This is a genomic window from Streptomyces sp. NPDC020192, from assembly GCF_044388685.1.
GTDB lineage: Bacteria > Actinomycetota > Actinomycetes > Streptomycetales > Streptomycetaceae > Streptomyces.
Genome location: NZ_JBIRXG010000010.1, coordinates 232,291 through 256,412, shown reverse-complemented (window position 1 = coordinate 256,412; position 24,122 = coordinate 232,291). Strand labels below are relative to the sequence as shown.

Below are 24,122 nucleotides of genomic sequence, written 5' to 3'. Positions count from 1 at the left end.
GGCCGGCCTCCGCGCTGGCGCTGGCCGCCGCGTCGACGTCGGCGGTGCCGCCGGAGTCGACGCAGCAGGCGGCCGGTTATCCGTCGTTGTTCCTGCTGGTGCTGGTCGGGGCACTGGTGCCGGTGGTGCCGACCGGTGCGCTGGTGAGTTCGGCGGCGGTGGTGGCGTTCCATCAGACGGCGCCGTTCTCGCTGGCGCTGGTGTTCGTGACGGCGTCGCTGGCGGCGTTCCTGGGGGACGGAGCACTGTACTGGCTGGGGCGGCGCGGGATGCGGTCGCGGAACGGGTCGCGGTGGCTGGAGGCGATCCGGTCGCGGGCGCCGGAGGAACGGCTCGGCCAGGCGCGGGGGAAGCTGGCCGAGCATGGGGTTGCCGTCCTGGTGTTGTCCCGGCTGGTGCCTGCCGGTCGCATTCCGGTGATGCTGGCCTGTCTGATGGCGGAGTGGCCGCTCAGACGCTTCGCTCGGGGCAACGTGCCCGCTTGTCTGGCCTGGGCGGCCACCTATCAAGTGATCGGTGTTCTGGGGGGTTCGTTGTTCAGGGAGCCGTGGGAGGGGGTTGTGGTGGCGGTGGGCCTGACCGTGGTGATCAGTGCTATGCCGAGTGTGGTGCGGCGATTTCGGTAGTTGCCCGCGCCGCTGTAGGGGCGCTCCGCTCGAGCACCTTTGAAGCGCCGATCGGCAGATCCCACAGGTCTTCTCTCTCCAGCCCCGCCTTCTCCCAGGCCGTCCGCACTCTCGTGAGCGGTTCCAGGACGGGCTCGGCCGAGAGGACGAAGGTGCCCCAGTGCATGGGGGCCATGCGGCGGGCGCCGAGGTCGAGGGTGGCCCGGACGGCCTCCTCGGGGTCGCAGTGGACGTCGCTGAGCCACCAGCGGGGGTCGTAGGCGCCGATGGGCATGAGGGCGAGGTCGATGCCGGGGTAGCGGTCGCCGATGCGGGAGAACCAGTGGCCGTAGCCGGTGTCGCCGGCGAAGTACAGGCGCCGGCCGTCTGTGTCGGTGAGGATCCAGCCGCCCCAGAGGCTCTGGCAGGTGTCGGTGAGGGTGCGCTTGGACCAGTGGTGGGCGGGGACGAAGTCGAAGCGGACTCCGGCCAGTTCGGCGCCCTCCCACCAGTCCAGCTCGGTGACCCAGGAGAAGCGGCGGCGCCGGAACCAGCGGCCGAGTCCGGCGGGGACGAACAGCGGTGTGGCGCGCGGGAGTCGGCACAGGGTGGGGGCGTCGAGGTGGTCGTAGTGGTTGTGGCTGATGACGACGGCGTCGATGCGCGGCAGGTCCTCCCAGGGGACGCCGACGGGGGTGATGCGGGTGGGGGTGCCGAGGATGCGGCGGGACCAGACGGGGTCGGTGAGGACGGTCAGGCCGCCGATGCGGACGATCCAGCTGGCGTGTCCGGCCCAGGTGACGGCGAGGGTGCTGGGGTCGGCGCGGGGCAACGGGGCGGGTTCGACGGGGAGCAGGGGGAGGTCGGCGAGGCCTTCGCGGCCGGGGCGTACGGCGCCTTCGCGGGCGAAGCGGGCCATGGCCTTGAGGCCGGGCAGCGGGGCGGTGAGCCGGTCGTGGAACGTCCGCGGCCACACCCGGTGTTCGCCGAGGGGGCGGGGAGTCGTCGGGGTCGTCGGGGGCGATGCGGGCTCATGCGTCTGCTGCGTCATCGAGGAGGCTCCCATCGCTGAGCTTCGTCGCGGAGATCGTCGAGGACCGACGTCAAGGAGATCAACGCGCGGTGCACGTGTGGCAGTTCCAACGGCGCGGGTGAGGTGAGGCATTCCGCGCGTTCCTCGTCGGTGCCGCCGAGCAGGGGTCCGGTGGCCAGGCGTACGCGCAGGGCGCCGAGGTCGTCGCCGAAGCGGTGGCCGCCGGCCGCGGGCATGCCGAGCCGGGTGGTGAGGAGGTCCTCCAACTCCTGTGCGTCGCCGGCACCTTGTGCGGCGAGGGGTTCGCGCAGCGGGGCGAGGTCCACGTACACGTGGCGGCCGGCCTGCGGGGGGCGGGCGAGGGCGCCTGCGGCGACGAGCGCGGCATGCGCGGCCGCGGCCACGCGCGCGTGCAGCCGTACGGTGGTCTCGCGGCGCTCGGTGACGGGCGGGGGTTCGTCGAGGACGTAGCCGACCGCGGCGGCGACGGGGGCGGCGATGCGGGCGCCGAGTGCGGTGAGGATGTCGAGCACGCGCGCGTGGAGGTGGAGTCCGGGTTCGGTCGCGGGGAAGCGGGCGACGGCGGCGGGCCAGCCGGGCGGCAGCAGGGAGCCGGCGAGGTCAGTGACGACGGTGACCCGGTCGGGGCGCATCTCGGCGGGGCTGAGCAGGACGGTGTCGTGCGGGTGGTGCAGGGTGTCGCGCCAGGTCTCGTCGCTGACCAGGTGCAGGCCCTCGGTGGTGGCGGCCTCGACGGTCTCGTGCAGCAGTTCGGGCGGGGCGACGGTGGCGGTGGGGTCGTCGGCGACGGACAGCACGAGCAGCCGGGGGTCGCCGCCCTCGGCACGTACCCGGCGGACGGTCTCCAGCAGGGCGTAGGGGTCGGGGACGCCGCCGCTCTCGGCGGGGGTGGGAACGTGGTAGACGGGCCGGCCGAGGATCCGGGCGTACGGCGCCCACCAGGCGGCGCAGGGGCGGGGCACGAGGACGTCGGCGCCGTCCGTGGCGAGCGCGGCGGTGAGGGCGAGCAGCAGGGCGGGGGCGCCGGGGCCGGCGGCGACCTGGTCGGGGACGGTTGGCAGGCCGCGCCGGGTCCAGTAGCCGCAGGCCGCTTCGAGGAGGGCGGGGGCGCCGCCGACGGGCTGGGCGTCACTGCGGTGCGCGGCGGCGGCGAGTACGGCGGTGAGTTCGGGGAGGAGGGGCAGTCCGTCGCCGGGGAGCGGCGGGCCGTAGCGGACGGGGCCGTGGCCCTCGGGGTCCGTCCGCCGCATGTCCGCCTCCGCGCGGTCCGTGATGGGTCGTCGTGGGGTGTGGTCGGTGTACGTGGGTGGGGTGCCGGTGTCCTCGGGTTGGTGTACCCGTGGGGCGGCTGTCCATGGGCGGTGGCGGGCGTTGTCCCGGTCACACGCCGGTGGGCCGGTCCGCCGTGGTGTGGCGGTGGCCGAGGAGCCGGTAGCCGGCTCCGGCGCAGGCGGTGGCGATGAGGGTGCCGCCGGCGACCAGGGATGGAACGGAGTCGGTGAAGCTGCCACCCTGACCGGCCTCGACGCCGTGCTGGACGCCGGCCGGCGCGCAGTCGTCGCCGTCGCGGGACGGGCCGGTGCGGGCCGGAGCGTCGTGCTGAGGATCGCGGGCGTCGGCGCAGGTGTGGTGATCGGGACAGACTCCGGCTCCGGCTCCGGCTCCGGCTCCGGCGCATTCTCGTCCGTCGCTGTGGCACTGTGTGCCGTCGCGGCATGAGGAGCGGTCAGGGCAGGACGCGCCGCCCGAGCAGCCGGTGCCGTCCCGGCAGAGCGCCTCCCCCGGCCAGCACTGGGTGCCGCCGCCGCTGTCGCCGCAGGGCTTGCCGTCGGGGAGCGGCTGCGGCGGGCCTTCGACGGCGCCGGGTACGGGTCTGCCGACGGCGTCGCAGTTCACAGGGAGGGCGAGGATGGTGGGGCCGGTGCTGGGGACCGCGGAGGCGGCGGGGCCGGCCAGGAGCAGCGCGGCGCCGGCGACGAGGGCGGCGGACAGGACACGGACTGTGCGGCGCATGGGACGGGCTCCTCGACGAGCTGCGGCGGCACTGCCGGGCGGCGCCACGGGTACCGGGCACGGGGCCGGGGCACGGGGGTGTGCCCCTCGCTGCCATCTCAGCCCGTACGGGGCCGCAGCGCGCGCGGCCGGACCCCATTCGCGGGACACGCACGGCCAGGCGGGTGACGCGGGGCGCGCGGGGCACTCCGGTGCAGGTGTGCCGGTGCCGGGGAGCGTGAGGAGAGCCGGCCCGTGCGGGTCGGCCCCGCGTGTGCGTGCCCGGGGACCGCGAACGAATCCCGCTCTCGGGCCGGGGACGTACGACGGCGAGGGCCAGGGGCGGGCCCCAGCCCCAGGCCGTGGACGCACGCCGGCGAGGAGCAGAACGGACCTCGGTCAAGGGCAAGGGCGGGACCCGGTCTCGGGGCAGGGCGGGTCCCGGTCTCGGGGCAGGAACGCACGGGCGTGAGGGGCCGGGAACCGGACCCCGTCAGGTGCTGGACGTGCGCGGAGCCGTCGTCTCGCCGCAGCCTCGTTCACGGGCGCCTTCGCGGGTGCGGCCCGAGCTGACCAGGCGGCGCGGGTTGCGGCGCAGGTACTCGCCCTCGAGTTGCGCCATGCGCTCGTTGTGGACCCGGAGCGCGTCGTTCGAGCCGTACAGGAGGGTGTCGTGGCGCGTGCGGTGGATCGTCTCCAGCTCTTTCATGAGCTGCTGGTCGTCCAGTCGGCTGGGGTCGACTCCGGTCATGGTGGTGCCCCGCTCGTCGTGTCCGTGGCCCCGGCCCCGGGCGTGTCCGGAGCCAGATCCATGGAGCCGGCATTCCTGCCTCCACCATACGAAGATCCCCGGTCCGGGGCCTCCGAAAGGTCGAAAGCCGCAAAACGAACAGATTCCCGGGGCTCAGCGGGCCCGTTCCACCCGGCGTTCGTCCCAGACCGGTTCCGGGGTCTCGCGGACGCGGCCGTCGGTGCCGAAGACCAGGTAGCGGTCGAAGGAGCGGGCGAACCAGCGGTCGTGGGTGACGGCGAGGACCGTGCCGTCGAAGGCCTCCATACCCTCCTGGAGGGCCTCGGCCGACTCCAGGTCGAGGTTGTCGGTGGGCTCGTCCAGCAGCAGCGCGGTGGCGCCCGCCAGCTCCAGCAGCAGGATCTGGAACCGGGCCTGCTGGCCGCCGGAGAGCCGGTCGAAGGACTGCTCGGCCTGCTGGGTCAGTTCGTAGCGGCGCAGCCTCGACATGGCCGCGCCCCGGTCCTGGGCGTGTTCCTTCCACAGGATGTCGAGGAGGGTGCGGCCGTGGAGCTCGGGATGGGCGTGGGTCTGCGCGAAGTGCCCGGGTACGACGCGTGCGCCCAGCTTCCACTCCCCCGTGTGCGCCACGTCCTCGCCGGCCAGCAGCCGCAGGAAGTGCGACTTGCCGGAGCCGTTGGAGCCGAGGACCGCGACCCGCTCGCCGTAGAAGACCTCGAGGTCGAACGGCCGCATGAGACCGGACAGTTCGAGTCCCTTGCAGGTGACGGCCCGGACGCCGGTGCGGCCGCCCTTGAGGCGCATGGTGATGTCCTGCTCGCGGGGCGGCTCCGGCGGCGGTCCGGCCTCTTCGAACTTGCGCAGCCGGGTCTGCGCGGCGGCGTAGCGGGAGGCCATCTCGTGGCTGACGGCGGCGGCCTGCCGGAGGTTCAGGACGAGTTTCCTCAGCTGGGCGTGTTTCTCGTCCCAGCGGCGGCGCAGCTCCTCGAAGCGGGCGAAGCGCTCGCGGCGGGCCTCGTGGTAGGTGGCGAAGCCGCCGCCGTGCACCCAGGCGTCGGCGCCGGCCGGGCCGGGCTCGACGGAGACGATCTTCTCGGCGGCGCGGACGAGGAGTTCGCGGTCGTGGGAGACGAACAGGACCGTCTTGCGGGTCTGCCGCAGCTGCTCCTCCAGCCAGCGCTTGCCGGGCACGTCGAGGTAGTTGTCCGGCTCGTCGAGCAGGAGCACCTCGTCGGTGCCGCGCAGCAGCGCCTCCAGCACGAGGCGCTTCTGCTCACCGCCGGAGAGGGTGCGCACCTGGCGCCACTGGGCGCGTTCGTAGGGCATGCCGAGGGCGGCGGTGGTGCACACGTCCCACAGGGTCTCGGCCTCGTAGCCGCGGACCTCGGCCCAGTCGGCGAGGGCCTGGGCGTACCGCATCTGGGCGGCCTCGTCGTCGACGGTCATGACGGCGTGCTCGGCCTCGTCCACCGCCCTCGCCGCCTCGCGGATGCGGGGCTGGGCGACGGACACGAGCAGGTCGCGTACGGTCGTGTCGTCCCGTACGGAGCCCACGAACTGGCGCATCACGCCGAGGCCGCCGCTGACGGTGACGGTGCCGCCGTGCGGCTTCAGCTCGCCGGAGATCAGGCGGAGCAGGGTGGTCTTGCCGGCGCCGTTCGGGCCGACCAGGGCGACGGCGGAACCTTCGCCGACCCGGAAGGACACGTCTCCGAGCAGGGTCCTCCCGTCGGGGAGGTGGTACTCGAGGTGTGCGGCTTCCAGATGTCCCATGGGCAGGCATTCTGCGGGGCGGCCCCGGCCCCGGGCAAACGCATATCCCCGCACGGACGCCTGCCCCCGCGCACAACGCCGATCCTCTATCCCGCCGTGTCGAGCGCCTCCCCCGCCGGACCGGTCTCTCCGGCCGGCTGTACCGCGGCGCCCTGCCAGGAGACCGCTTTCCAGCCGTCGGCCGGGGAGCCCTCCAGGATGACGACGCCGGTGTTGTCCAGGGGGCGGGCGGCGGCGAAGTGGACGTCGACGTTGTCGGCGCGGGCGGCTGTCCACACGCGGATCGCGGCGCCGTGACTGATCATGGCGACGGAGCCGGCGCCGCTCGCCGCGGCCTCGGCGATCACGGCGTCGTAGCGGTCGAGGGCCTCGTCGCCGCTCTCGCCGCCGGGGACGCGCAGGGCGGTGTCCCCGGCCGCCCACGCGAACACCGTGCGCAGGTACTGCTCACCCGCCGGCGAGTCGCCGGGCTGCATCTCCAGGTCGCCGGCGGACAGCTCGCGGATGCCGTCGCGGACGATCGGCTCCAGGCGCCGGGCGGCGGCCAGCGGGGCCGCGGTCAGCTGGGTGCGCACCAGCGTGGAGACGTAGAGGGCCTCGATGTCCTCACCGGCGAGCGCCGCGGGCAGCGCGGCGGCCTGTCCCTCGCCGAGCGGGGTCAGGCCCGCTCCGGGGACGGCGGTGTCCAGCAGATGGGCCACGTTCGACGGGGTCTCACCGTGGCGGACGAGGAGCAGACGCATGCGGGGTCTCCCTTCGCGCCGGTCGGGCGGCCGGCGCACACGCACCCAGGAAGGCGGGCCCTTGCAGGGTAACCATCCCTGTCCGCATGCCGTTCCGCCGGGCGCTCCGCAAGTCTCCACACTCTTTCCTGACTGTCCGTCAGTCCACTATTCAAAATGCCGGTCTCGCCATTCGGCCAGCGCGCGTACGGTGATCCCTACCACCGTCGGACCACCGCCGGACCAGAGGTGAAGGGGAACCGCCATGCCGGAAACGCGGGAGACCGCCGTCTACACGCACGGGCACCACGAGTCGGTGCTGCGCTCGCACACCTGGCGGACCGCCGCCAACTCCGCGGCCTATCTGCTCGGTTCGCTGAAGCCGCACATGAAGATCCTGGACATCGGCTGCGGCCCCGGCACCATCACCGCGGACCTGGCGGAACTGGTCCCCGACGGCCACGTCACCGGCGTCGACGCGGCGCCCGGCATCCTGGAGCAGGCCCGGGCCACCGCCGCCGGGCGCGGACTGGCCAACGTGGACTTCGCCGTCGCCGACGTCCACGCCCTGGACTACCCGGACGACACCTTCTGCGTGGTCCACGCCCACCAGGTGCTCCAGCACGTCGGCGACCCGGTGCAGGCGCTGCGCGAGATGCGGCGCGTGACGAAGCCGGGCGGGTACATCGCCGTACGCGACGCGGACTACGCGGCGATGACCTGGTACCCGGCGGTCCCCGGCCTGGACGACTGGCTGGACCTGTACGAGCGGGTGGCCCGCGGCAACGGCGGCGAACCGGATGCCGGGCGCCGGCTGAAGGCGTGGGCGCTGGCCGCCGGGCTGACCGACATCACCGCCACCACCGGCACCTGGACCTTCGCCACGCCCGAGGAACGGGCCTGGTGGAGCGGCCTGTGGGCGGACCGCACCCTGGCCTCGGCCTACGCCGACCGGGCCACGCAGGGCGGGCACGCGACCGAGGAGCGGCTGCGGGCGGTGTCCGAGGCGTGGCGGGAGTGGGGGCGGCAGGAGGACGGCTGGTTCGCCGTGCTGCACGGGGAGATCCTGTGCCGCAAGGACTCCTGAAGGCCGGCGGGGCCCCGCACGTCAGCGGGGCTGCTCCTCGCCCGTGAAGGAGTACGCGGCCCAGGGGCCGGTGAGCTCCACCCGGACCCCGGGTTCCTCGGCCCGCATGCAGTCCACCAGCTCCACGAACTCCTCGGAGTGCGCGCGGGGCACCAGATAGGCGGCGTCGAGCACGTTCCGGGCCGCCGGGCCGGGCGCCGGGCCGGGCTGGAGGGCGTGTACCCGGCAGTCCTCCGCCCGGCCGGCGAGACGCTCGTGCAGGGAGCGGGCGAACGCCTCACCGGGCGCGGAACCGGCTCCGGGTTCGGCGGCGGGCGCGGGCTCGGTGTACACCTTCACGCCCCACTCCACCCGGCCCTCCAGCCGGTCCAGGGCGTGCCGGAAGGCGTCCCCGTGGGTCTCGATCATGGTGCGCACCAGGCTGTCGTCCTCGCAGACGGTCGCGAGCCGCAGCGGCAGCGGTGTGGTGACCGTGGTCAGCGCGTCGATCACACCCTGGTGGGCGCGGGCGGTCGCGGCCAGCCAGACCGGGTCCTGGAGGTGGGTCTGCAGGGCCTCCTCGCCGAAGTCGGCCGCCGGGACCGTACTGACGACCGCGACCAGGTCCTGGTGGCGCAGCAGGTGGGGCGGAATGCCCGCGACGCCCGTCAGCTGGGCCTGCAGGGGCGTGCCGAAGGGGCGGCAGACGGCGTAGACGTAGCGCAGTCCGGACATGGCGCCTCCTTCCACCGCGACCCCGTACCGCCCCCCTGCCTTTCTCCTCGTACGGCGAATCCGTCCAGCTCCAGCCTGACCCGGCGGCCGCGCCCGCACAACAGATCGCCGCTCGGATCACCGCTCGGATCGCCGCTCAGTGCGGGGCCGTCTCCTCCACCAGCAGCCTGGCGGCGCTGTCGATGCCCACGGCGTCGATGCCGGCCGCGTTCAGCTGCTGGTCGGGGGCGGCCGAGCCCGGCATGGTGCGGACGGCGAGCCGGACCAGCCGGGGCACGGGGCGGCCGTCGGCGAAGGCCTCCGCCACGGCGTCGCCGAGGCCGCCCTCGGGGTGGTGGTCCTCGACGGTGAGCAGGCAGCCGGTTTCCTCGGCGGCCCGGCGCAGGGTCTCGGTGTCGACGGGCTTGACCGAGTACAGGTCGATCACCCGGACCCGGATGCCGTCCTCGGCGAGCCGGTCGGCCGCGGCCAGCGCCTCGGGCACGGTGACCCCGGCCGCGACGACCGTCAGCCGGTCCTCCTCGCTGGAGCGCAGCGTCTTGCTGCCGCCGACCGGGAAGTCCTCGCCGGGGCCGTAGATCACCGGGGTCGCGCCGCGCGAGGTGCGCAGATAGCGGATGCCGTCGAGGCCGGCCATGGCCGCGACCAGGTGGGCGGTCTGGTTGGCGTCGCACGGGTACAGCACGGTCGAGCCGTGCACGGCGCGGAACATCGCCAGGTCCTCCAGGCCCATCTGGGAGGGCCCGTCCTGCCCGATGGCGACACCGGCGTGCGAGCCGATCAGGTTGATCCCGGCGCCGCTGATGGACGCCATGCGCACGAAGTCGTGGGCGCGGGTGAAGAACGCGGCGAACGTCGAGGCGTACGGCAGCCAGCCGCGCGCGGCCATGCCGACGGAGCAGGCGACGAGCTGCTCCTCGGCGATGTAGCACTCGAAGAAGCGCTCGGGGTGGGCCTTGGCGAACTCCTCGGTACGGGTGGAGTCGCCGACCTCGCCGTCCAGGGCGACGACATCGCCGCGGGCGGCGCCGAGCGCGGCGAGGGCCGCGCCGAAGGCGTCCCTGGTCGCGATCTTGTCGCCCTCGTCGTAGCGCGGGAGCTGGACCACCTCGATGGTCAGGTCGCGCAGCGCGGCGGCGGCCGGCGGCTCGCCGACCCGGACGCGCACGTCACGCGGTCCGCCGAGTTCGGCGACGGCCTCCTCGGGCTCGGGCAGCGGTTTGCCGTGCAGACCCTCGCGGTCCTCGACGGAGGCCACGCCCTTGCCCTTGAGGGTGCGGGCGAGGATCACCGTGGGCTGCCCGGTCGTGGCCAGTGCTTCCTGGTAGGCCCGGTCGATCCGGTCGATGTCGTGGCCGTCGGTCTCGACGGTGTGCCAGCCGAAGGCCTGGAAGCGGCGGGCGTAGGCGTCCAGGTCATGGCCGTGCCGGGTGGGGCCGCGCTGGCCGAGCCGGTTGACGTCGACGATCGTGATCAGGTTGTCCAGCTGCTCGTACCCGGCGTGCTCGGCGGCCTCCCACACCGAGCCCTCCGCCAGCTCGCTGTCGCCGCACAGCACCCACACCCGGTAGCCGTTGCGCTCCAGACGCTTGCCGGACAGGGCGATGCCGACCCCTACGGGCAGGCCCTGGCCGAGGGATCCGGTGGCCGTCTCCACCCAGGGCAGCCGCCGGGGCGTGGGGTGCCCCTCCAGCCGGCTGCCGAGCTTGCGGAAGGTGAGCAGCTCGCCGTCCTCGACCGCGCCGGCCGCCTTGTACGCGGCGTACAGCAGGGGCGAGGCGTGACCCTTGGACAGCACGAAGCGGTCGTTGGCGGGGTGCTCGGGACGTTCGAAGTCGTAGCGCAGGTGCCTCGCCAGCAGGACGGCCATCAGGTCGGCCGCGGACATCGAGGAGGTGGGGTGCCCGGAGCCCGCGGCGGCGGAGGCGCGTACGCTGTCGACCCTCAACTGCTGGGCGAGTTCCGTGAGTTCGTCTGTGTTCATCGTTTCCTACGACTCCTTGTGCAGGTCGGCTCACGGGAGGTCTTCCGTGTATCCCCGGCCGCGGCACGTAAACCTCCGGCGGGTCACCCGAACGGCAGGTTCCTCGCGCCCCTCAGGACACCCCAACTAGGCTCGGAAGCATGGAGATTATGGGCGCCTCGCTGCGCATCTGCGTCGACGACCTCGAAGCCGCGATCCCGTTCTACGAGCGGCTGGCGGGCGGCAGAGCCCTGCGGTTCGAGCGGGGTGGGGTGCAGGTCGCCGCGATCGGCTCCTTTCTGCTCATGAGCGGCCCGGAGGCGGAGCTGGAGATCCTGCGGAAGGTGACGGCGACGATCGCCGTGCAGGACGTGGAGGAGGCGCACCAGGTGCTGACCGGCCTCGGCGCCCGGATCCTCGCCGGGCCGGTGCCGACGCCGGCCGGCCGCAATCTGCTGGCGATGCATCCGGACGGGTCCGTCTTCGAGTACGTGGACCAGCAGCGGACCTGAGCCGGCCGGGTCGGGGTCAGGGCCTGTCCGGCCGCATCCGGAAGTCGTGGCGGGCGGGCAGCGGCTCGTCGGTGAGCCGGGACCACAGCCGGCCGAGCGCCTCCTCGCCCTCCCGCAGGTCGGCGACCTCGAAGCCCGCGTCGAAGACGGCCCGTGCCGCGTCGGCCCGCCCCTCGGCGAGCAGCAGCTCGGCCTCGAGGAGCCGGAAGCGGCCGCGCTCGCGGACGGCGGGCAGCAGCCGGTCCCAGACCGCTCGGGCGTCCGCCGTGCGCCGGACGCGGAGCAGGGCCGGCACGGCCTCGCGGCCGAGCGCGGCCTGGGCGGCGGTCCAGGACTCGCCGTCGTCGCGCCGCTCGCGGCACAGGTCGTCGAAGGCGTCCGCGTACCGTTCGGCGGCCCGTTCGTGGTGGCCGGAGGCCTGGTCGGCCACGGCGAGGCAGCGCAGCAACGGCCAGAGGGAGGGCGCCAGTTGGAGCGCGCGTTCCCAGCTGCGGACGGCCTGGGCGCGGTCGCCGGCGTGCCACTGGGCGACGCCGAGGTGGTACTCGGTGTGCGGGGTGGCGGGCGCGGTCTCCAGCATGTCCCGCCAGTGCGGTGCGACGAGTGTCTCGCCGGGCGGCCGTACCCGGCGCGGCTCGGGCAGTGAGCCGGTGCGCAGCAGTTCCCGCCAGGGTGCCTGGGCCTCGCCGAGGGTGGACTCGGGGAAGGGGGTGCCGGGCAGTTTCCAGTCGGCGCGCAGGACCTCGAGGGCGCCCCAGCCGGAGCCGGTGGCCAGGGTCTCGCCGGGTTCGGTGTCGGCGTACGGCTGCCAGGCCGTGTACGCCTGCTCGACGCGGGCGCGGGGCAGGGCCGCCTCCAGCCGGTCCTCGGCCCCCTGGACCACCTGGGCCCACTCCCCCGCACCCGGCGCGTCGAGGGGACCGTACGCCTCCAGCCAGGACATCTCGCTCTCGGCGTCCAGCCGGACGTGTTCGAGCTGGGTGCGGGCGAGGCCGGCCTGGATCTCGCAGTAGCCGCCGGTGCCGGGTTCGGTCAGCCACTGCTGCCAGCGCCGGCCGCCGGGCCGGTGGCCCCACACGAAGAGCTTGCGGCCGCGCAGGGTGTCGGTGGAGGTCTGCGCGAGCCCGTGCCCGTCGGCGTCCACCGCGGCGATCCAGCGGCGCCGTCCGTCCGGCATCTCGTAGAAGTAGTCGGCGGCGTAAGGGCTGTTGAGGGGGTGGGTGCGGTCGACGCCGTCGTACGACGGGACGGGGACCCGGCGCAGACGGCGCTCGTAGCCGAACTGCCAGGCCTCCTCGGCGGGGGCGAGGACGCGTACCTCCTCGGGCACGGCGATGTTGGACCACCAGTACGTGGGCACGGGTCGCTCGTGCGGATTGCGGATCCGGACGCCGACGTAGAGGAAGTCGGAGCCCTCCGGCAGCCACAGGTCGACCTGGAACGGCAGGTCGCGCAGCCGCTCCCACTCCCACAGCCGCAGCATCTCGCCGCCGTCGGGGGCGGGGACGCGGGCGGCGTGCAGGGGGGCGCAGGAGAGGGCGGTGTGGCCGGTGGCGCCGATGTTCCACTCGATGCCGCCGGAGTACCAGGCGCCGTTGAGCGCGAAGTTCGCGGGCTGGAACACCGGGTTGCGGTAGAGGAGTTCGCGTCCCGTGGGCAGGTGGACCAGGGAGGCGATACGGCCGCCGAGGCCGGGCAGGACGGTGGCGCGCAGCCGGTCGTTCTCGATCACCAGGGCGTCGAGGGCACGGGGTTCGCGGTTCCTGCCGTAGCCGTCGCGGACCCGGACCGGGAGCAGGCTGGTCAGCGGCTCGTAGCCGAGCTGGCGGGCCATGTCTGTCGGCATGCCGTCCCGGTCGCGGGCGTCGATGCGGTGGACCTCGTCGAGGGGGTGCAGCGGGGGCAGCGGGTTGTCCGGCCCCAACTGCGCGGCGGGCAGGGTCAGTACCTCACGTCGGATCCTCGTCACGAGTCCCCATGGAACCCGGCGTGCGGTGAGTCGGCCAGGGGAGGTGCCGGTCAGGATTGCGCAAAGGCCGCGACGACGGAGGTTCTCCTCGCCGCGACGGAGGGATCAGTGGCCCGTGCGCATCTCCGCGGTCAGCGCCCAGCGTTCGTGGTCGCGCCAGGCGCCGTCGATGTAGATCATGGCGGGCGAGAAGCCCTCCAGCCGGAAACCGGCGCCCCGGGCGAGGGCGATCGAGGCGGTGTTCCCGGGCTGGACGTTGATCTCCAGCCGGTGCAGGCCCAGCGGCCCGAAGGCGTACCCGATGACCAGGTCGAGGCCCTCGCGCATCAGACCGCGCCCGGCGGCGTGGGCGAAGGCGCCGTAGCCGAGGGCGCCGCACTGGAAGCCGCCCCGGACGATGTTGTTGATGTTGATGAACCCGGCGATGTCCCCGCTGTCCCGCTCGCACACCAGGAAACCGGCCTTGGTGGGGTCCTCGATCAGCCGGCCGGCGTAGGCGGCGAAGGCCTCGTCGGTGTCCGGCGGGAACAGCCACGGCCGGTGCAGGTCCTTGCTCTCGCGGCTACGGGCCGTGAACTCGGGTCCGTCCTCGAGGGTGAAGTGGCGGACGGCCACGCGGGGTCCCTCGGCGAGCCAGTGGGGTGCGGTGTGCGGCATCCGGCCAGCGTACGACGCCACCGGCCGTGCCGCCTCCGGAAATGCGCGGGCAGGTCAGCGCAGGGCGGGCTCGTCCAGCGTCAACGTGCCGGTGTCCGCGTCGAGTTCGGCCGCGACACCGAACGGGATGGTCAGCGCGCCCGCGCAGTGACCGAAACCGAACTCCTCCACCACCGGCACCCCGAGCCCGCCGAGCCGGTCGGCGAGCAGCGGCCGTACCCGGGCGTAGTCGCCGCAGCGTTCCCAGGAGCCGAGCAGGATTCCGCGCACACCGTCCAGCCAGCCGGCGCGCAGGAGCTGGGTGAGACAGCGGTCCAGACGGTACGGCTCCTCGCCGACGTCCTCCAGGCACAGCAGCCCGCCGGCCGCCGAGGGGCGGGCGTGCGGGGTGCCGAGTTCGGAGGCGAGCATGGCGAGACAACCGCCGACGGTGACACCGCGGGCGCGGCCGGGCACGAGGGCCGTACCGCCGGAGGCGATGGTGCGCACGGTCTCCGGGGCGAAGAGCGTGTCCCGCAGATGGTCCTGTGCGCGAGCGTTCTTGATGAAGTCGATCCCGGCCGCCATCGGCCCGTGCAGGGTGGCGAGGCCGAGACGGGCGGCGAAGGCCTCGTGCAGGACGGTGACGTCGCTGAAGCCGACGAAGACCTTCGGTCCGGCCGCGCGCATCGCCTCCCAGTCCAGCAGGTCGACCATGCGCTGTGCGCCGTAGCCGCCGCGGGCACACAGCACGGCGTCCACGGTCGGGGCGCACCAGGCGTTCTGCAGGTCGGCCGCGCGGTCGGCGTCGGTGCCCGCGAGATAGCCGAACTCGCCGTGCCGGTCGAGGACATGGGGCGCGACGACCGGGTCGAGGTCCCAGCCGCGCAGCACGTCGAGCCCGGCCTGGAGCCGTTCCTCGGGCACAGGTCCGCTGGTGGCGACGACGGCGACACGGGCGCCGGCGGCCAGCCGCGCGGGCCTGACGAGTTCCTTCACGGGTGCAGCTCCAGTCTCGGGACATCGGGCACGTCCAGCCCGAACACCTGAGCGTACAAGGACATCTCCGCCTCCAGCGCGCGCACCATCGTCTCGGCCCGCCGGAACCCGTGCCCCTCCCCCGCGAAGGTGAGGTAGGCGTGCGGCACGCCCCGGCCCGCGATCCGGGCGAGGAAGCGTTCGCACTGGGCGGGCGGGCAGATCACGTCGTCCAGGCCCTGGAGCAGCAGGAACGGCACGGTGAGCCGGTCGGCGTGGCTGGTGGGCGAGCGCTCGGCGTACCGGGCCGGGACCTCGGCGAGGGGCCCGACCAGCGACTCCAGGTAGCGGGACTCGAAGTCGTGGGTCTCCCCCGGGCCCCAGGTGGCGAGGTCGAGGACGGGGTACACGATGGTGCCGCAGGCGTAGACGTCGGTGGTGGTCAGGGAGGCGGCGGCGGTCCAGCCGCCCGCGCTGCCGCCCCGGACGGCGAGCCGGGCGGGGTCGGCGGTGCCCTCCTCGGCGAGGGCACGGGCGACGGCCGCGCAGTCCTCGACGTCGACCACGCCCCACCGTTCGCGCAGCCGCTCCCGGTAGGCGCGGCCGTATCCGGTGGAGCCGCCGTAGTTCACCTCGGCGACCCCGATGCCCCGCGAGGTGAAGTAGGCGATGGCGAGGTCCAGCACGGGCGGCACCCGGCTGGTGGGTCCGCCGTGCGCCCAGATGACGTACGGCGGTGCCTCGCCGTCGGGTGCGGTGCGGGCGGGGTGGTGCGGCGGGTAGACGTGCGCGTGCACCTCGCGGCCGTCCTCGCCGGTGAAGGTGCGGATGCGGGGCTCGGGGTAGTAGGCGGGGTCGACGGCGTCCCGGTGCCGGGCGCCGACGGCGCGAGCCCGGCCGGTGACGGTGTCCAGCTCGACCACCTCGTACCCGGTGCGCGGACCGGCGCCGACCGCGACGACCCGGCCGCCGTGCGCGGCGAGCGTGCCGGCGAACTCGGTCCACGGTCCGGCGGCGTCGACGATCTCCCCGGACACCGCGTCCAATATCCCGAGTCCGGTCGACCCCCTGCCGTGGACGACCGCGATCAGCCCGCTGTCCAGCGGCGCGAACCAGCGCAGGCCCGGCCGCCACAGCGGCCCGGCGAACTCCTCCTCGCGCGGGCAGAGCGGGGTGCCGTCCCGGTAGAGGTTCCACCAGCCGCCGCGGTCGCTCGTGTACAGAAGACCGCCGTCCGCAGACCATTCGGCCTGCGCGATCGCCTCGCGCGGCCCGCCGGCGACCGTGTGGACGGCATGCAGTACGCCGTCGACACCGATCTCGCCGACGAGCAGTTCCGTCCCCTCCCACGGCATCCGCGGATGGTCCCAGGCGAGCCAGGCGGCCCGGCGGCCGTCGGGCGAGACGCGCGGGCCGGTGACGAACCGGCTTCGGCCGTCGGTGAGTTCACGGACGGCGGAGCGGTCCTCGGCGGCGGAGCCGTCCAGCGGTACGGCGGCCAGGACCCGCCGGACGTCGCCGGGGCCGTCCCCGGTGAACTCCTCCAGCACGCACCACACTTCACCGCGTTCCAGGTCCAGGTGCGGTTCCGCCCAGCGCAGCCCGGCGCCCACCGGGGAGAGCGGGGTCAGCGGGCGCGGCTCGCCGCCGGGCTCGTACCGGTACAGCCGCTGGTCGGCGAGGTGTGTGAAGACGATCAGGGGCCGGCCGTCGTACACCTCGCCGGTCCAGGGGCGGCCGCCGTACTCGACGACCCGGTTGCGCACGTTCCACGGCGCGGGCAGCACCGTCTCCTCCGTGCCCTGGTTCGTACGGCGCACCAGCGCCCGGCGGCCGCCCTCGCCCGGCCGGGGCTCGGTCCACCACACCTCGTCCCCGACGAAGCCCACCCACTCCGGCTGTCCGTCGTGCGCGGCGGCCAGCGCCGCGTCGACGGGGGACGGCCAGGTTCCGTACGGCGCGGTCAGCACCTCATGTCCTCCTTCTAGGCGGTGCGCAGGAACCGGTCGAGGACGCGGACGCCGAAGTGGAGCGCCTCGACGGGTACGCGCTCGTCCACGCCGTGGAACAGGGCCTGGTAGTCGAGGTCCTCGGGCAGCTTCAGCGGAGCGAAGCCGTAGCCGGTGATGCCGAGCCGGGAGAACTGCTTGGCGTCCGTGCCGCCCGACATGCAGTACGGCACCACATGCCCCTCGGGCGCGAACTCCTCGACGGCGGCCCGCATCTTCGCGTACGTCGGCGAGTCCACGGGCGCCTCGAGGGCCACCTCCCGGTGCGCGAACTCCCAGCTCACGTCCGGGCCGGTCAGCCGGTCGAGGGTGGCGGTGAACTCCTCCTCGCCGCCGGGCAGACAGCGCCCGTCGACGTAGGCGACGGCCTCGCCGGGAATGACGTTGAGCTTGTAACCCGCTTCCAGCATGGTGGGGTTGGCGCTGTTGCGTACGGTGGCCTCCACCAGCTTGGCGGCCGGGCCGAGCTTGTCCAGCAGCCGGTCCACGTCGGTGAAGTCGGCGTCGATGCCGTACAGAGCGGCGAGTTCGGTGAGCGCGGCGCGCACGGTCGGGGTGAGGCGGAGCGGCCAGGTGTGCTCGCCGATGCGGGTGACGGCGGCGGCGAGCCGGGTGACCGCGTTCTCCGGGTTCACCTTGGAGCCGTGTCCGGCCCGGCCGCGCGCGGTCAGCTTCAGCCAGCCGGTGCCGCGCTCGCCGGCCGCGATCGGGTAGAGCTCCCGGCCGGCACCGTCGTGGAAGGTGAAGGCGCCGGACTCGCTGACGCCCTCGGTGCAGCCCTCGAACAGCTCGGGGTGGTGGTCGGCGAGGAACCCGGAGCCGTCCTCGGCGCTGGCCTCCTCGTCGGCGGTGAAGGCGACGACGATGTCCCGGCGCGGCCGGACGCCCAGCCTGGCCCAGGCACGCACGACGGCGAGGATCATCGCGTCCATGTTCTTCATGTCGACGGCGCCGCGCCCCCACACCACCCCGTCCCGGATCTCCCCGGAGAAGGGGTGCACGCTCCAGTCGGCGGCCTCGGCGGGCACCACGTCGAGGTGACCGTGGACGAGCAGCGCGTCGGCGCCGGGGTCGGTGCCCTCGATCCGGGCGACGACGTTGGTCCGGCCCGGTGTACGCTCCAGCAGCAGGGGCTCCAGGCCCGCACCGGCCAGCCGCTCGGCGGCGTACTCGGCGGCGGGCCGCTCCCGGCAGTCCCCGCCGCCCCGGTTGGTGGTGTCGATGCGGATGAGTGCGGAGGTGAACTCCACGACCTCGTCCAGGGCCTGCTGGTCAGCCATACTGCTCCTCCACGGCGGCGGAGGCGATCGTGGTGACCGCCTTGAACGTCCGGATCCCCTCGTACATCGTGGCGCTGGTGTACGCCACCTTCCGCTCCCCGATCCGTGCGACCCCGGGGACGACCGTGGCGGCCATCGCCAGATGCTCGGCGTCGAACTCCACGGCGACGGTGAACGGCCCCGCCTCCGCAGGTTCCTGACGCACCGCCAGCCGTGCGGCCTCCTTCGCGGCCGCGCGGATGTCGGCGGCGGTGCGCGCGGGAGTCCGGCACACCGCCGCGTACCGCGACACATGGTCCTTGACGGCGACCTTCAGCGCCTCGGGGGCGTAACCGAGCGCGTCCTCGCAGGCCACGTCGTCACCGGTGACGAGGACGACGGGCACGCCGTACTCGGCGACGACATGCGCGTTGAGCAGACCCTCGCTGGCGCGGACGTCGTTCAGCCACACCCCGGTGATCTGGTTGGCGAGGTAGGTGTGGGCGAGGACGCCCTCCATGCCTGCGCCCGCGTGATAGCCCACGAAGGCGATGGCGTCGACATCGCCGTGCTGCACACCCTCCACCATGGACAGCGCCTTGTGCCGCCCGGTGAGCATCTCGACCCGCTCGTCGAGCCGCTCCAGCAGCAGATTGCGCATCGTCCAGTGGGCCTCGTTGACGAGCACCTGATCGGCCCCGCCGTCGAAGAAACCCTGCACGGCGGCGTTCACGTCCGAGGTGAACATCGCCCGGCACCGCTCCCACTGCGGCGTCCCCGGCAGCACATCGGCGGGCCATGTGACGCCGGTGGCGCCTTCCATGTCGGCACTGATGAGGATCTTCATGCTGCTTCACGTTACGCGCCGGTGAGGGAACCTCCTACGAGGCGGGGAGGAGGTTGAGAGCACCGCACGGGTCGCGATTTCCGGTCACGTCCGCTTGCTCCTATGTCAAGCAGCTGCTGCGAGGTGGATCTGTGGCTCCGTCGGAAAGGCTGCGTTTGAGGACGCGGATTGATTCTGTGCTGGTGTCTCCGGCCTGGCGGCGGCGCTGTGGGGAGTCTCGTGCTTCGGGGTGGTAGTGGGCTTGCATGATCTCAATGCGGTGTAGTGCGACGTTGAGCCGGCGGTTTCCCATGCGGCTGAGACGGGTGACGTTCGCGGTTGCCGGACGACACGGGCAGAGGCGCGGTCCCGTTGTGCCGTGCGTAGGCGTTCTTCGACTTGAAGCGTGTGATCCCGGCGGTCTCACCGAGGATCTTTGCCACGGTGAGAGCACGGCAGCCGGGAATCTCCAGGAGAGCCGGGGCCCGTCGGTTGACGAGGGCGGTGTTCTCGGCTTCCAGGTCCCGGACGGTCTCGGTTGTCTCTCGGCAGCGGGCCGGCAGTTGCCTGGCCAGGCGTGCGACGAGTCACGGACATTCGTTCGGGCGCTCGACGGCCACGGGGTGGCCGGTTCGACAGGAAGGGTCGGGGCGGCAGGCGACAACGCGGCCATGATCGAGAGGACCTACCACCGACGCCGCCGACAAGCCTCGCTCGGCCGGCTGCGTGCAGACCGCGCTCGACCTGCTCGGCTGGATGCCGATGCTCGCACTGACCGGCAGGGCCAGGCTCGGGGAGCCCCGCCGTCTGCGGCTCCGCCTGTTTCACCACGGCCGGACAGCTCGTCACCACCCGCCGCCGACGCATCCTCCGCCTCGCCCGCCACTGGCCCTGGACCAACCACATCACCGCCGCCCTCGAACGGCTTGCCCAACTGCCGAACCCCAGCTGATCAGCTGCTTCCCCGTCCCGGCGACAGCAGTACCCGCCCCGGGGCAGTGGAACCCGGCCGTTTTGGTGGCATCCCCGAGAGGGTGAAGCCATTCCCACTCCACCGGTATTCGATCGTGACCGAGGGCAGGGAGGGGCAGCACAATCCGTCATCGGGCCCGTAGTGGGCGTAGGTGACTCGGATGACCCCGGGTTTTCCAGGAGTGATGGATTGAATGGCCGGGCTTTCGCTGCTGCTGTCCCAGCCGACAAACGTCGTGCCATGCCAGAAAAAGACCAGTTGCCCGCGCCCGTCCACGCTCGGAGACCGGGTGCCGATCACCGCGGTCAGATAACCGCCGGACCCGTCCGCTACCGTGACCGGGGCACTGGACGGCGCGAAATGCTCCGAGGGGTCGCCTGTCTCGACGGTCATGGTCATCACCCGCGCGATCGCGCTGGGACTGGGCACGTCGGCCCGGGAGGAGCCAGGCAGCACCCCGATCGTCGCAACGCTCGGACCGGGCCGGGACCCTACGGAAGGGGACGCGGCTGATGCCGCTGCGGGGGCCAGGGCCAAGACGACGGCGGTGGCAGCGAGGGCGGTGCAGAAGAACCGGGAACGGAGTGCCGGCCTGGGCTGTCCCAGTGGCAAGCCCTGGGCAGGTGCGGCCTCCGCGGGCACCGGGTGATGTGTGCATGGGTGAGTGCTCATGGGTTTTTTCTTTCCGGGGTGCAGAGTTTTCGCCCCGGCGCACGGGTTGGTGAATTTTCGTCGTGCGCCGGGGCGGCCGCATCGCGGGGGATGAAGAAAAGAACTGCGGTGGGGTTCGTGTCCTTCGGGTTTGCATCGAGTCGGCCCGGCCGAAAAATCGCCAGGGAAATGAGGAATCACGGCTCGACAAGTTCGGTGGTCCAGGTTGCCGGGGCTGCCCTGTCCGGTGCCGTCACTGCTGGTGCCCCGCCGGTGCCGCCAGGGCCGCCGTGGTCGTGGCCCTCCTGGTGGCGCTGCCCGTGCCGAGGGCAGTCTCCCCGCGCCGCAGCGCCAGATACCTCCGCAGACCCCTGTTGGCTTCCCGTCGTACCCGGCGCAGCACCGGGACCTGGGTGGCCCTGTGCAACTGGTAGTACCACGGCGCCTGAGCTCCCTGCCGTACCGACATCGCGTAGGCGAAGTCCACCAGATCCTGCTCAAGGTAATGGTCGAGATGCTCGAACCAGGCCATGCTCGTGCGGGCCGCGGCCTGCACGGGATGGAGCGCGGCTCGGCGGCGCTTGTCGTAGGCCTGCAAAGCGGCAGGCAGCTCTGCCTCCGTATACAGGCTGTGCGCGAGCTCGATCGCATCCAGCAGCGCCAGCCGGGTGCCCGAGCCCAGGGTGTAGTGGGTGGTGTGGGCGGCATCCCCCAGCAGCACCACGTTGTCGTGGCACCAGGTGGCGTTGCGTACCTCGGTGAAGTGCTGCCAGCGTGCCGGTTCCCCCCGGGACTGGCCAAGCAGCGCGTGGCCGTCCAGAGCGGAGGCGAAGATCTGTTCCAGCAACCGCACACCGTCGGCGGTGTCGAGCGTATCGAGCCCCAGCCCCCGCCAGGTCTCTGGGGCGCACTCGACGACGCAGGTGCTGATTTCCGCGCTCGATGGGTAGGCGTAAAACCAGATCCACCCGGCCGGGGTCGGTTCGAAGGCGAAGGTGAAGCGGGGGAACACCTTGTCGGTGCCCAGCCATATGTAGGGGTTGCGGCCGGCTTCCAGGCGGGTGCCGAAGTGGTCGCCGTGCAACTGGCGCACCCGGCTGTTGGCCCCGTCGCAGGCGACGATCAAGTCGGCGTCGGCGAGCTCGGCCAGGTCGTCGACCTTGCGGCGGTGCTGGACATCCACCCCCAGCTCGGTTGCGCGTCGGGTGAGGATGTCGAGCAGGGTGGCGCGGGCGATGCTGTAGCCGTACCGGCCCAGATACGCGGTCTGTTCCCCGCGGCGGACCTCCTGGTCTTGCCACAGGGCCGAGGCCGCACGCACCGCCTGGGCGCTGTCGGGGTCGTTGCGGTAGAGGTGGTCGAGCAGGTCGTCCCCATACCCCACGCCCCAGCCGTAGGTGGCCCCCGGCGGGTCGCGTTCGATGACGGTGATGTCATGGCCGGCATCGCGGCGCTTGGCCGCGATCGCGAAGTACAACGCTCCCGGCCCACCGCCGACGCACACGATCTTCATGGCGTGTCCCGTTCTGGCTGCACGGCCGGGCGGCCGCATCGCGGCTGCGGCACCCTGGTGCGCGGTCGGTGTCGGAGGGGGGCCGCCAAGCGGCGGGAGGGCGGTCCCGGCCGGCGTCCCCTGCCGGTCGGGTCCTTGGAGTAGTGGTCGCATGGGTTCCTCTTCCCTGGGTTGAGTCTCGGTTGACACGGTGGGTTGGGTCTTGGTGCCTGTGGGTCGGTGCGCGCCCGAGGGCACAGAAGGGGGCGGAGCCTGTGCCCGGCACCGCGCGCGGGTGCGGCGATCTCACACCTGAGGTGTGTCTGCCGCACCCGCGCCCGGGCCTTGGCGATCTGACCGGGGGCTCCTCGCGGCCCGTCAGGCGCCGCCTCGGGGTGCCGCGGGAGTCGGGGCAGCGTCGGTGCCGCCTGCCCCGGGTCGGCTACCCCCAGCCGCCCCAGCCGCCCCAGCCACCCCAGTCACCCCAGCCTCCGTGGTGACCGCAGTCACCCCAGCCACCCCAGCCTCCGTGGTGGCCCCAGCCGTCGTCGCCCCAGCCACCCCAGCCACCCCAGCTGCTGACGCTTGCCACGGTGGTGGCGTGCGTCGTGGCGGGTGCGGCCTGGGCGGCGGCGCCGCCGCCCAGGAGCGCCCCTGCGGCGGTTACGGTGATGGCCGCGACCTTGGCGATCTTCCTTCTCGTTCGAAACATGACCTGTCCTTCCTTTCGGTGGATGAGCCTCACTCCGGATCAGTAAGGTCGTGTTTCGAGTAAGCCCGAACGGGTCATGCGTCGTCACGCCACGGAAAGGCGTAACTTGACACCTGCAAGCGATCTTGATATGGATCGCCCAGGACGGCCCGGTGCCAGGCCCCGTGACAGCCTCGCCGGCCCCTGACCTCCGAAGCCGCGTTGGCCGGGACGTCACAGCGGCCGGCGTCCAGGGCGAATGCAGACATAAGAGGGCGGGAGTCAGCCTCACCGACTCCCGCCCTCTTTCCTTGTCCATCAGACCCGGAGCGACTCAAACGGCCCAGGTGACCCGCTGGTACTCATGGATGGGCTGGAGCCTGATCGCCGGCGCCTCCCGGCCGTGACCCTCGCCCGCAGCCGTGCCACCGGAGCGTCACCCGCGCTGGAACTGATCCCACCCGACCCGAACTGCTCGTTCTGCTCCGAGCCATGGTCCTGCCCACGCCATGCCGCGACTTCACTGCCGTGTCAGCGGCGGCCGCCTCACTAAGGGATACAGCCTGGCGGGTTCTCGGGGCCGTCGCAGGGCACGTTTGGTGCGCCGCTTGGCGATTCCGCCGCGGCCTTCGTTGTCTGAGGCATTGCCTCAGCACTCGTCACGCCCACCAGCAGCGCAGCAACGCAAAACGCACCGACGAGGTGTCGGATGCGCTTCCGGGCGCTTGTCGCCATGATGATCTCCCGTGGCTTGGGGTGATGGACTAATCCCGATTTGTCAGTCTAGTACTACATCTGCGCACTACGGCCGGATCACTGTAATTTCCCTGGTCAACGGCCTGGAGGTGGGGAGTGCAGTGGGGCGGGGCGGTAGTGGGGCGGTCTTTGCAGAGCCGTCCCGCGATCGCCTGCCCCTGCCGCACGTAGTGGCGACACTCCGGACAGCTCACCCACGTGATCGATGACATGCCGACGAGCTTGTGAGAACAGGAACTTGAAGAAGCGGCGGACGCCACCTCCGCCTGCGGATCGCCGCCACCCGGCCATGGCAGCACGAACATGTCAGCGCGTTCGCCCACCTCGCCGCCCTGCGACGGCCGGCCACATGACCTGGGGTACTTGTCCCTGCCCGCCTACGACCCGAGGATCCCTGGAGAACCCGACCCCGGCGTCGGGCCCGCCCGGCGACCAACAGCCGAAAACCACCGGCCCACCGCGCCCGACTCGACTCCGCCGCCCCAAGCGAAAAGGGGAGGCTAGAACTTGATCACCGACACCGAATCCGAGCCGGAGTTGGCCGCGTAGGCCCGACGTCCGTCCGGGGACACCGCCACCCACACCGGGTATCCGTCGACAACGATGGGGTTGCCCACGGTGCGGTTGGTGGCCGTGTCGATCACCGACACCGAATCCGAGCCGGCATTGACCGCATAAGCCCGACGTCCGTCCGGGGACACCGCCACCC

At 72.8% G+C, this 24,122-nt stretch carries 22 protein-coding genes and 2 pseudogenes; 5 read left to right on the top strand and 19 right to left on the bottom strand.

Going from position 1 to position 24,122, the window contains the following annotated elements; genetic code table 11:
* Positions 1-14: 14 nt before the first annotated feature.
* Positions 15-626: a DedA family protein gene (locus tag ACH47Z_RS21190; protein WP_399075898.1), complete on the top strand. Its 612-nt coding sequence runs from the start codon at positions 15-17 to the stop codon at positions 624-626.
* On the opposite strand, the gene ACH47Z_RS21185 is transcribed toward ACH47Z_RS21190, so the two are convergent.
* The 6 genes from ACH47Z_RS21185 to ACH47Z_RS21160 all read right to left on the bottom strand — a co-directional run bounded on the left by ACH47Z_RS21185 (position 595) and on the right by ACH47Z_RS21160 (position 6,918).
* Positions 595-1,656, bottom strand: coding sequence for an MBL fold metallo-hydrolase (locus tag ACH47Z_RS21185; RefSeq protein ID WP_399075780.1), 1,062 nt, complete (start codon positions 1,654-1,656; stop codon positions 595-597). The two genes, ACH47Z_RS21190 and ACH47Z_RS21185, sit on opposite strands and share 32 nt — an antisense overlap.
* Positions 1,653-2,909, bottom strand: a complete 1,257-nt coding sequence (locus tag ACH47Z_RS21180) for an aminotransferase class I/II-fold pyridoxal phosphate-dependent enzyme (RefSeq protein ID WP_399075778.1) — start codon at positions 2,907-2,909, stop codon at positions 1,653-1,655. The genes ACH47Z_RS21185 and ACH47Z_RS21180 overlap by 4 nt, the downstream gene beginning before the upstream one ends.
* Positions 2,910-3,039: 130 nt before the next feature.
* Positions 3,040-3,672, bottom strand: coding sequence for a hypothetical protein (locus tag ACH47Z_RS21175; protein WP_399075776.1), 633 nt, complete (start codon positions 3,670-3,672; stop codon positions 3,040-3,042).
* A 472-nt stretch (positions 3,673-4,144) separates the two neighbouring features.
* A complete protein-coding gene (locus ACH47Z_RS21170; protein WP_399075774.1) occupies positions 4,145-4,402 on the bottom strand; it encodes a DUF6158 family protein in 258 nt (85 codons plus the stop codon).
* Between the two features lie 153 nt (positions 4,403-4,555).
* On the bottom strand, positions 4,556-6,175 hold the full coding sequence (locus ACH47Z_RS21165; RefSeq protein WP_399075772.1) for an ABC-F family ATP-binding cassette domain-containing protein: 1,620 nt from the start codon (positions 6,173-6,175) through the stop codon (positions 4,556-4,558).
* An 86-nt stretch (positions 6,176-6,261) separates the two neighbouring features.
* Positions 6,262-6,918 carry a histidine phosphatase family protein gene (locus tag ACH47Z_RS21160; RefSeq protein WP_399075770.1) on the bottom strand — a complete coding sequence of 219 codons (657 nt, stop codon included), beginning with the start codon at positions 6,916-6,918 and terminating at the stop codon, positions 6,262-6,264.
* Positions 6,919-7,162: 244 nt separating this feature from the next.
* Between ACH47Z_RS21160 and ACH47Z_RS21155 the strand changes: the two genes are divergently transcribed.
* The gene (locus ACH47Z_RS21155; RefSeq protein WP_399075768.1) at positions 7,163-7,984 is read left to right on the top strand and encodes a class I SAM-dependent methyltransferase; all 822 of its coding nucleotides are present in this window, start codon (positions 7,163-7,165) and stop codon (positions 7,982-7,984) included.
* 21 nt (positions 7,985-8,005) lie between these two features.
* Here ACH47Z_RS21155 and ACH47Z_RS21150 read toward each other — a convergent pair whose 3' ends face one another.
* Positions 8,006-8,698 carry a GvpL/GvpF family gas vesicle protein gene (locus tag ACH47Z_RS21150; RefSeq protein WP_399075766.1) on the bottom strand — a complete coding sequence of 231 codons (693 nt, stop codon included), beginning with the start codon at positions 8,696-8,698 and terminating at the stop codon, positions 8,006-8,008.
* Positions 8,699-8,834: 136 nt separating this feature from the next.
* On the bottom strand, positions 8,835-10,682 hold the full coding sequence (locus ACH47Z_RS21145) for a transketolase (RefSeq protein ID WP_399075765.1): 1,848 nt from the start codon (positions 10,680-10,682) through the stop codon (positions 8,835-8,837).
* Positions 10,683-10,822: 140 nt separating this feature from the next.
* Between ACH47Z_RS21145 and ACH47Z_RS21140 the strand changes: the two genes are divergently transcribed.
* Positions 10,823-11,173 carry a VOC family protein gene (locus ACH47Z_RS21140; protein ID WP_399075763.1) on the top strand — a complete coding sequence of 117 codons (351 nt, stop codon included), beginning with the start codon at positions 10,823-10,825 and terminating at the stop codon, positions 11,171-11,173.
* 16 nt (positions 11,174-11,189) lie between these two features.
* On the opposite strand, the gene ACH47Z_RS21135 is transcribed toward ACH47Z_RS21140, so the two are convergent.
* From ACH47Z_RS21135 to ACH47Z_RS21105, 7 genes are all read right to left on the bottom strand, one after another.
* Complete coding sequence (locus tag ACH47Z_RS21135) at positions 11,190-13,142, bottom strand: DUF5107 domain-containing protein (protein WP_399075761.1); 1,953 nt, start codon at positions 13,140-13,142, stop codon at positions 11,190-11,192.
* Between the two features lie 105 nt (positions 13,143-13,247).
* Positions 13,248-13,799 (bottom strand): GNAT family N-acetyltransferase, encoded by a 552-nt coding sequence (locus ACH47Z_RS21130; RefSeq protein WP_399075759.1) that lies wholly within the window; start codon positions 13,797-13,799, stop codon positions 13,248-13,250.
* A 54-nt stretch (positions 13,800-13,853) separates the two neighbouring features.
* Positions 13,854-14,777 (bottom strand): LD-carboxypeptidase, encoded by a 924-nt coding sequence (locus tag ACH47Z_RS21125; RefSeq protein WP_399075757.1) that lies wholly within the window; start codon positions 14,775-14,777, stop codon positions 13,854-13,856.
* Complete coding sequence (locus tag ACH47Z_RS21120) at positions 14,774-16,726, bottom strand: prolyl oligopeptidase family serine peptidase (RefSeq protein WP_399075755.1); 1,953 nt, start codon at positions 16,724-16,726, stop codon at positions 14,774-14,776. The genes ACH47Z_RS21125 and ACH47Z_RS21120 overlap by 4 nt, the downstream gene beginning before the upstream one ends.
* A 14-nt stretch (positions 16,727-16,740) precedes the next feature.
* On the bottom strand, positions 16,741-18,045 hold the full coding sequence (locus tag ACH47Z_RS21115) for a M20/M25/M40 family metallo-hydrolase (protein ID WP_399075753.1): 1,305 nt from the start codon (positions 18,043-18,045) through the stop codon (positions 16,741-16,743).
* Entirely contained in the window at positions 18,038-18,871 is an 834-nt protein-coding gene (locus ACH47Z_RS21110) for a M55 family metallopeptidase (RefSeq protein ID WP_399075751.1), read from the bottom strand. Before ACH47Z_RS21110 ends, ACH47Z_RS21115 begins: the two co-directional genes overlap by 8 nt.
* A 251-nt stretch (positions 18,872-19,122) precedes the next feature.
* Positions 19,123-19,317, bottom strand: a complete 195-nt coding sequence (locus tag ACH47Z_RS21105) for a transposase (RefSeq protein WP_399075896.1) — start codon at positions 19,315-19,317, stop codon at positions 19,123-19,125.
* 120 nt (positions 19,318-19,437) lie between these two features.
* Here ACH47Z_RS21105 and ACH47Z_RS21100 point away from each other — a divergent pair.
* Positions 19,438-19,575 (top strand): annotated as a pseudogene (locus tag ACH47Z_RS21100) (IS3 family transposase); the annotation flags it as partial.
* Position 19,576: 1 nt separating this feature from the next.
* Positions 19,577-19,802: pseudogene (locus ACH47Z_RS21095) on the top strand (transposase); the annotation flags it as partial.
* On the opposite strand, the gene ACH47Z_RS21090 reads toward ACH47Z_RS21095, so the two are convergent.
* The 4 genes from ACH47Z_RS21090 to ACH47Z_RS21075 all read right to left on the bottom strand — a co-directional run.
* The gene (locus ACH47Z_RS21090; RefSeq protein ID WP_399075749.1) at positions 19,803-20,216 is read right to left on the bottom strand and encodes an LppP/LprE family lipoprotein; all 414 of its coding nucleotides are present in this window, start codon (positions 20,214-20,216) and stop codon (positions 19,803-19,805) included.
* A gap of 511 nt (positions 20,217-20,727) precedes the next feature.
* The gene (locus tag ACH47Z_RS21085; protein ID WP_399075747.1) at positions 20,728-21,987 is read right to left on the bottom strand and encodes an FAD-dependent monooxygenase; all 1,260 of its coding nucleotides are present in this window, start codon (positions 21,985-21,987) and stop codon (positions 20,728-20,730) included.
* A gap of 421 nt (positions 21,988-22,408) precedes the next feature.
* Entirely contained in the window at positions 22,409-22,678 is a 270-nt protein-coding gene (locus ACH47Z_RS21080) for a hypothetical protein (RefSeq protein WP_399075745.1), read from the bottom strand.
* 1,235 nt (positions 22,679-23,913) lie between these two features.
* Positions 23,914-24,122: YncE family protein (locus ACH47Z_RS21075; protein WP_399075742.1), on the bottom strand; the 209-nt coding region annotated here is incomplete at its 5' end.